Here is a 6,819-nt window from a genome sequence, read left to right on the forward strand (position 1 = left end):
AGCACCTGGTCAGAGGGGGGTAACAAGCCGTAACCCACCGGGGACGCTGTATGACTGGCCTGACCATCATCCTGCTGCTCGTGGTCCTCGCCACGGCCGTGGCGACCGGTGCCCGGCGCTGGCGCCTGCCCGCTCCCTCGCTCCTCGTCATCGCCGGTCTGGTCGTCGGGCTCGTACCCTGGGTCCCCGAGGTCCGCCTGGCGCCCCACGTGATCAGCGTGCTGGTGCTGCCGCCGCTGCTCTACGCCTCGGCCGGGGAAATCTCCGTTCGCGACCTGCGCAGCGTGTGGCGGCCCGTGACCGGCCTGGTCTTCGGTCTGGTCCTGGTCTCGGCCGTCGCCGTCGGGTATGTCGCCCGAGCGATCACCCCGCTCACCATCGCGGCCGCGTTCATCCTCGGCGCCGTCCTGGCCAGCACCGACCCCGTGGCCGTCACCGCGCTCGGCCGGCGCCTGTCCCTCCCCCCGCGGGTGCAGGCCATGGTGCAGGCGGAGAGCCTGTTCAACGACGCCACGTCGCTGGTTCTGTACAAGGTCGCCGTGGCGACCGCGGTCTCCGGCAGCGCCATCACCGTGTCCGGGACCATCGAGCAGTTCCTGCTCCTCGCGGGCGGAGGAGCCCTCATCGGCGCGGCGGTCGCCGCGGTGGTGACCCTCATCCGCAGACGGACCGAGGACCCCGTGCTGGAGACCGTCATCGCACTGGTCACCCCGTACGCCTCGTACGTCATCGCGGAGGACTCGCACGCCTCCGGCGTGACCGCCGTCATCGTGGCCGGGGTGGTCCTCGGCAGCACCGGCCACAAGCTCAGCAACGCCCCCGTCCGTCTCCAGGTCCACGCCGTCTACGACACCGTGACCTTCCTGTTGGAGAGCGTCGTCTTCGCCCTCATCGGTCTCGAGCTCCCCTTCGCGGTCCGTCACCTCGCGCACGACGAGCACGGCTGGCCGCTGTGGGTGCCGGTGATCGCCTTCACCGTGCTGGCGATCCGCCTGCTGTGGGTCTTCCCGCTGTCCGCCCTGATCCACTACCGGCACAAGGAGGGCGACAGCCGCCTCTCCTGGCGCGTTCCGGCCGTCCTGTCCTGGGCGGGCACCCGAGGCGTCATGCCGCTGGCCGCCGCGCTCTCCATCCCCCTGGTCACCAACACCGGGGCGCCGCTGCCGCACCGGGCGCTCATCCTCACGCTCACCACCGGGACCGTCGCGCTCACCGTCGTCTTCCAGGGCTTCACCCTCGCTCCTGTCGTCCGCCGCTCGGGCATCGCCCTGGAACCGGAGCACACCGCCCGCGAGGAGGCCCGGACCCGCCGGCACATCGCCCACACCGCTCTCGAAGAGCTCAGACAGCTCGGCGACCTGGATGAGCTCGCCGAACTGGGCACCGCTGCCGAGACCGCCTTGAAACAGGCTCGTCGCGATCTGGAAGCGCGCATCCACCAAGCGGAAGACGCCCACTACAGTGACCCGGACGCCCGTCCCGCCGATGCCTACCGCGAGATACGCCGGACACTCATCGGCATCGAGGCGGCCGAGCTCCAGCGCCTCTACGAAGCGAACATGATCAGCAACGCCACCCGGCGCCGGATCCAGCGCGAACTCGACCTCGAGGAAGCCAGCCTCCGTGCCCGCGACTGACGGGTCCGCGCGGCAGGCGATGCGCGGAGCACCAGGTCAGGGCAGCGACCAGAACCGGGTCGTCACGAGGTAGAAGACGACGACCCAGAACGCGATCACCGCGGCGACGATGCCGAGGCCGACGAGGTTGGTCCTCACCGCGGGTTCGCCCGGTGACGGCCGCAGCCACCGCCTGAGCAGCGGGTTCACGTAGTAGGGCATCGTGAAGAAGCTCATGATGAAGCTCGACAGCAGGTTGCCCACCAGCAGCCCGAGCCACAGCGGCATCTTCAGCGGCGACAGGACGAGCGTCAGCAGCACCACGGTCGGGTACAGGCCGACCCAGACCGCCACGGCGGTTTTGGTTTCCGAGGGGGGCGGCGCCTGCCGGCCATCGCCTTCGAAGGCGAACCAGCTGCCGAAGGAGTTGTCGATCGTGCGCAGTTCGAAGGAGCTGAACTCCGCGCCCTCGGCGAGGAGCTCCCGCCGCTCGGCCGACGTCAGCCAGGCGTCGAGGTGCTCGGCGGTGTCGAACCGGTACAGCGTGGTCCACTCGTCCTGAAGACCCTCGATCGGGCGGAAGAGCTCGGTTCCGCGGAAGCCTTCGAACGTGCTCTCCTCCTGGCTCATGCGGTCCTGCCAGGCGAGGAAGTCGTCGACGCGGCGCGGGTGGACCCGATGGGTGACCACCACGGTCACCAGCGGATCCGCTGTTCGAGTGCCGCCGACGACGACCTGCTGGGTCGCCGGGCCGTCGAAGTACCTGCTGCCGGCATCGAGAAAACGCTGCCGGGTCGCGCTGTTGATCCACACCTGCATGTGGGCGATCGAGTCGAACCGGTAGACGACGACCCAGTCGGGTTGCCGGGGCGTCGGTGGGGAGATCTCGGCGCTCAGGAACCCGGCGTAGCCGGCGGCGGCGGCGTTGACGTCCTCCTGCCACGTCTCGTACTCCCGCTCCAGTCCGGGCAGGACCTTCTGGCCGATGATCGCCGTCGCCGCGGCGTCCTCGTGCCGGCCGCCGTTCAGGTGCCTGTCCGGCCTGTCCGTGTTCATGGCTCAGGCCGCTGGCACCGACCGGCTCTCGTTGAGCCGGCCGTAAATCCGTTCCGGGGTCAGGGGCAGTGCGCGGTAGCGGACACCCGTGGCGTCGTGCAGCGCGTTCGCCAACGCGGGGGCCACCGGATTGATGCAGCACTCCGCGATCCCCTTCGACCGCAGGGGCCCGAAGGAATCCGCCGACTCCACCAGGAGCACGTCGGTACGGGGGACATCGGCGTAGGCGGGGATGCGGTAGTTGCGGAAGTTCGGGTTGACCATGACGCCATCGGCGTCGACGAGGTAGTTCTCGGTCAGCGTGAAGCCGATCCCCTGGGCGACACCGCCCTCCACCTGTCCCCGGACCTGCGCGGGGTTGATGATGTTGCCGGCGTCCGTCGCCTGGACGCTGTGGAGGATGCGGATCTCGCCCGTCACCCGGTGGACGGCGATGCGGAAACCCTGCGTGTTGGAGGCGACGCTTCGGGGGGAGCCGTAGGCCTTGCGGGCGGCGGTGAACCGGATTCCGCGCCCGCGGGCCAGGGCGACGAGCTCGGCCAACGACACCCGCCGGTCGCCGCACACGACGCCGTCGTCGTCCATCGAGCACAGCACGACATGGACGCCCGTGTGAGCGGCGGCGAATTCCAGGATCCGGTCGCGCACGGCGTTGGCCGCTCGAAGCACCGCGTTGCCCGCCACGAAAAGGCCCGCACTCGCGAAGGCGCCGGTGTCGAATCCCGTGCGGTCGGTGTCGGACTGCACCAGGCGGATCCGCGAGGGCGTCGTGCCCAGCTGGTTGGCCGCGATCTGGACATGGGCGGTGGGGGTGCCCTGGCCGAACTCGACCGTTCCCACGGCCACCTCGTACCGGAGGTCGTCGCCGAGCGTGACCCAGGCCTCCGAGATGTGTTCGGTCGGGGGCGCGGTCTCGTGCAGGGAACTCGCCACGCCGACCCCGACGAGCCACCCGGGGCCGGGGGACGGCTGATCGGCCGTACGGGCCAGAGCGTCGTCCACGAGGTCGATGCACTTCGCGAGCCCTTCCTCGGTGAACAGCAGGTCGTCGGGACCGTCGTCCAGGGCGACGAGCGGATCACCCGGCCGCACGATGTTGCGGCGCCGCAGTTCGAGCGGATCGAGGTGCAGGGCGCGTGCCAGTTCGTCCATCGCCGACTCCACGGCGAACGTCGGCTGCGTCATCCCGTAACCGCGCAGCGCCCCGCTCGGAACGGTGTTCGTGTAGACGGCGAAGGCGTCGTACTTCTTGTTGGGACAGCGGTAGATCATGCCGGCCGCGCCACCCGCGTACAGCGTCTCGCCGCCGTGGTTGCCGTAGGCGCCCGTGTTCGACACGTTGCGGACCTGGAACGCCGTCAGCGTTCCGTCCGCCTTCGCGCCGAGTTTGACCGTGAGCGTCATCGGATGCCGCGGCGAAGCCGTGGTGAACTCCTCCTCGCGGGTGTACTCGAAGCAGACGGGCCGCCCGGTGTCCAGGGTGGCGAGCGCGGCCAGATCCTCCGAGAACACCTCCTGCTTGCCGCCGAAGGCGCCGCCCACGCGCTTGCAGAACACCCGGAGCTGGTCCGGGCGCAGCGCGAACAGGTAGGCGAGTTTGACCTTCGCGATCGACGGTGACTGCGAGCTGGTACGGACGTTCAGACGGCCGTCCTCCATCCAGGCGATCGAGCCGTGGGTTTCGAGATGCGCCTGCTGCACGCGCGGCGAGGAGTACGTGCCTTCGTGGATCACGTCGGCCTCGGCGAACCCCGCGTCGACATCGCCGGTGCGCGCGTGGAGCTCCAGCAGGATGTTGCGCACGGGGTCGCGGACGAAGGGGTCGTGCGAGCCGTGCAGTTGCGGCGCCCCCTCGGCCATCGCCTCCTCGGGGTCGAAGACCGCCGGCAGCACCTCGTACTCGACGGCGATCCGCCGACAGCCCTCCTCCGCCGCCCCGACCGTGTCGGCCAGGACTGCGACGACCCGCTGGCCGACGAAGCGGACCGTGTCGTCGAGGATGAAGGTGTCGTCCGGATCGACGAGATGGTCGGTGTGGATCGCCGTGGTGAAGCGCTTTCGTGGCACGTCCTCCCAGGTGTAGACGCGATGCACGCCGGGAACCGCGAGTGCGGCGGTCTTGTCGATCGAGACGATCCGGGCGTGCGCGTGCGGTGAGTGCAGCACCTTGAGGTGCAGCATGCTGTCGATGCGGGTGTCCATCGTGAACTCGGCGCGGCCGGTGACCACGTCGTCGGCCGCCGGGGTAGCGACGCTCGTCCCCACGGCCTTACCGGGGGCAGCGGTCTCGACACCGACGACGCCTTTCACGGCATCCTCGATCCCCCGGTAGCCGGTGCAGCGGCAGAGATTTCCCTTCAACGCCCGTGGCAGGTCCTCCTTCTGGGCCTCGGTGAACGTCGCCGACGTCATGATCATCCCGGCGGTGCAGAAGCCGCACTGGAATCCCGGGGCGTCGCGGAACTGCCGCTGCACGGGATGCAGATCGCCGGGTGATCCGAGGCCCTCGATCGTCGTCACCTCACGACCGTCCGCGCGGAACGCGGGGGTGATGCAGCTGTGGATCGGAGTGCCGTCCAACCACACCGTGCACGCACCGCAATCGCCGGCGTCGCAGCCCTTCTTGACGCCGTAGTGGCCGAGTGAACGAAGGAAGGTGCGCAGGCACTGGCCGGGGTCCGGTTCCTCGTCGAAACGTCTGCCGTTCACGGTGTAGGTCACGCCGGGCTCCCAGCCATGAGTTCGTGGCGAATCTCTTCGGCGAAGTGCCGTGTCAGGTGTCGACGGTGGTCAGGGGTCCCGTTGGGATCCGCGAACCAGACGTCGGCGGGGACGACGTCGATGCTCTGCCGCAGGGTCCGGGCATCGGGCATGGTGTCGAAGGCAAGGCGCACCGGCCGTGTGGTGCCGGCCGTGACGGTGAGCAGCAGGTCGTTCGTGCCGGGCGTCTGAGTACCGACGAGGAAGACCGTCGAACGGCCGAGGCGGGTCAGCGCGAAGCGTCGGTGCGTGGCGCGTTTCCTCAGCGCGCGCGCCGGAATGGTGATGCGCCGCAGGACTTCCCCGGGAGTCAGAACGTTCTGGTTGTCGCCGGTCACGAAGTCGAGGGCGTCGACGACGCGCGCGGACCCGTCCGGGGCGCACAGTTCGTACGTCGCCTCCAGGGCGACCGTCAGCGTGATCATCGGGCCGGCCGGCAGGGACATGCAGATGTTGCCGCCGACGGTCGCCGAGTTCCACACCTTGAACGAGGCCAGGAACGCGTCGCAGCTCGTCGCGACAAGGGTGCCCGCGATCCAGTCGTCCGGCGGCACGAAGGCATACAGGTCACGGATGGTGCAGGTGGCGCCGATCTCAAGGCCCGTGTCGCCCGGCACGAGGGCGTCCCAACGCAACGCCGTCAGGTCGATCAGGCGACGCAGGCCCGGCTGCTCCGTGGAGAACAGCCACGTTCCCCCGGCGAGCCAGGCGTCGCCCTCGCGCCAGTGCGCGCCCGGTCGATCCGGGGGGCGGCGGACGACTTCGGTGATGGTGTTGAGATCCACGGGAATCGATCTCCCTTGCGACGATCACCGTGCGACGGACGGCCCATCGAACTCGACCGACCCAGGGCGCGGCGCCGTTCGCGTCCATGACGGCACCGGGCGCGGCGCGACCTCGCGCGGCAGGATCGGGGGCCGGCCGCCGCGGTCGAACACTGCCGCAGGAAGACCCGGCGGGCGCGCGGATTCCCTTCGAGCCTATGCAGAACGGGTCGGCCCCGCCATTTCAGCCCTGCCCGGTTCCGGTGTCGTTCCTGTGGGGTCGGGGTGTGGTGGCGGTCACCGGTGGCGGGTGCCTGGTGTTGACTCTGCGTGGTGATGGTGGGTCGGTCGGTGATGTCGCCGGGGTCTGGGTGGTGAGTGCGCTCACACGTGGATGTGGGGTGCGACGACGGATAGTAGTGTCCGTTTTGCACCCTTTTAGGACTGTTTGTCGGGTGGGTGGGGGTGTTCGTGCAGGCCGGGAGGGTCGGTGGGGATCGACGCGCTCCGGGCTGCCCGTCACTCGCGGCGGTGCGGGGTTCTTCGGCTACGACCGGGGATCGTGGTGAGGGGGTCTTGGCGGTGGCGGATCCGCTCTGGCAGCTTGGGATTCATCGCCGGCC

At 69.7% G+C, this 6,819-nt stretch carries 4 protein-coding genes; 1 reads left to right on the top strand and 3 read right to left on the bottom strand.

The window, feature by feature from the left end:
- The first annotated feature begins 50 nt into the window (after positions 1-50).
- A complete protein-coding gene (locus tag ACFVWU_RS15515) occupies positions 51-1,637 on the top strand; it encodes a Na+/H+ antiporter (protein ID WP_387620271.1) in 1,587 nt (528 codons plus the stop codon).
- A gap of 36 nt (positions 1,638-1,673) precedes the next feature.
- On the opposite strand, the gene ACFVWU_RS15520 is transcribed toward ACFVWU_RS15515, so the two are convergent.
- Genes ACFVWU_RS15520 through ACFVWU_RS15530 form a run of 3 tightly spaced genes read right to left on the bottom strand, consistent with a single transcriptional unit; the run spans position 1,674 to position 6,217 of the window.
- On the bottom strand, positions 1,674-2,672 hold the full coding sequence (locus ACFVWU_RS15520) for an antibiotic biosynthesis monooxygenase (protein ID WP_387620273.1): 999 nt from the start codon (positions 2,670-2,672) through the stop codon (positions 1,674-1,676).
- Between the two features lie 3 nt (positions 2,673-2,675).
- Positions 2,676-5,393, bottom strand: coding sequence for a molybdopterin-dependent oxidoreductase (locus ACFVWU_RS15525; RefSeq protein WP_387620276.1), 2,718 nt, complete (start codon positions 5,391-5,393; stop codon positions 2,676-2,678).
- Positions 5,390-6,217, bottom strand: coding sequence for an FAD binding domain-containing protein (locus ACFVWU_RS15530; protein WP_387620279.1), 828 nt, complete (start codon positions 6,215-6,217; stop codon positions 5,390-5,392). The genes ACFVWU_RS15525 and ACFVWU_RS15530 overlap by 4 nt, the downstream gene beginning before the upstream one ends.
- Between the last annotated feature and the right edge of the window lie 602 nt (positions 6,218-6,819).

Origin of the sequence: Kitasatospora sp. NPDC058190, assembly GCF_042883685.1 — a bacterium.
Lineage (GTDB): Bacteria > Actinomycetota > Actinomycetes > Streptomycetales > Streptomycetaceae > Kitasatospora.

Bases quoted from the DNA above. Each gene is read 5' to 3' on its own strand.
- ACFVWU_RS15515 (WP_387620271.1), top strand. From the start codon at position 51: ATGACTGGCCTGACCATCATCCTGCTGCTCGTGGTCCTCGCCACGGCC.
- ACFVWU_RS15520 (WP_387620273.1), bottom strand. From the start codon at position 2,672: ATGAACACGGACAGGCCGGACAGGCACCTGAACGGCGGCCGGCACGAG.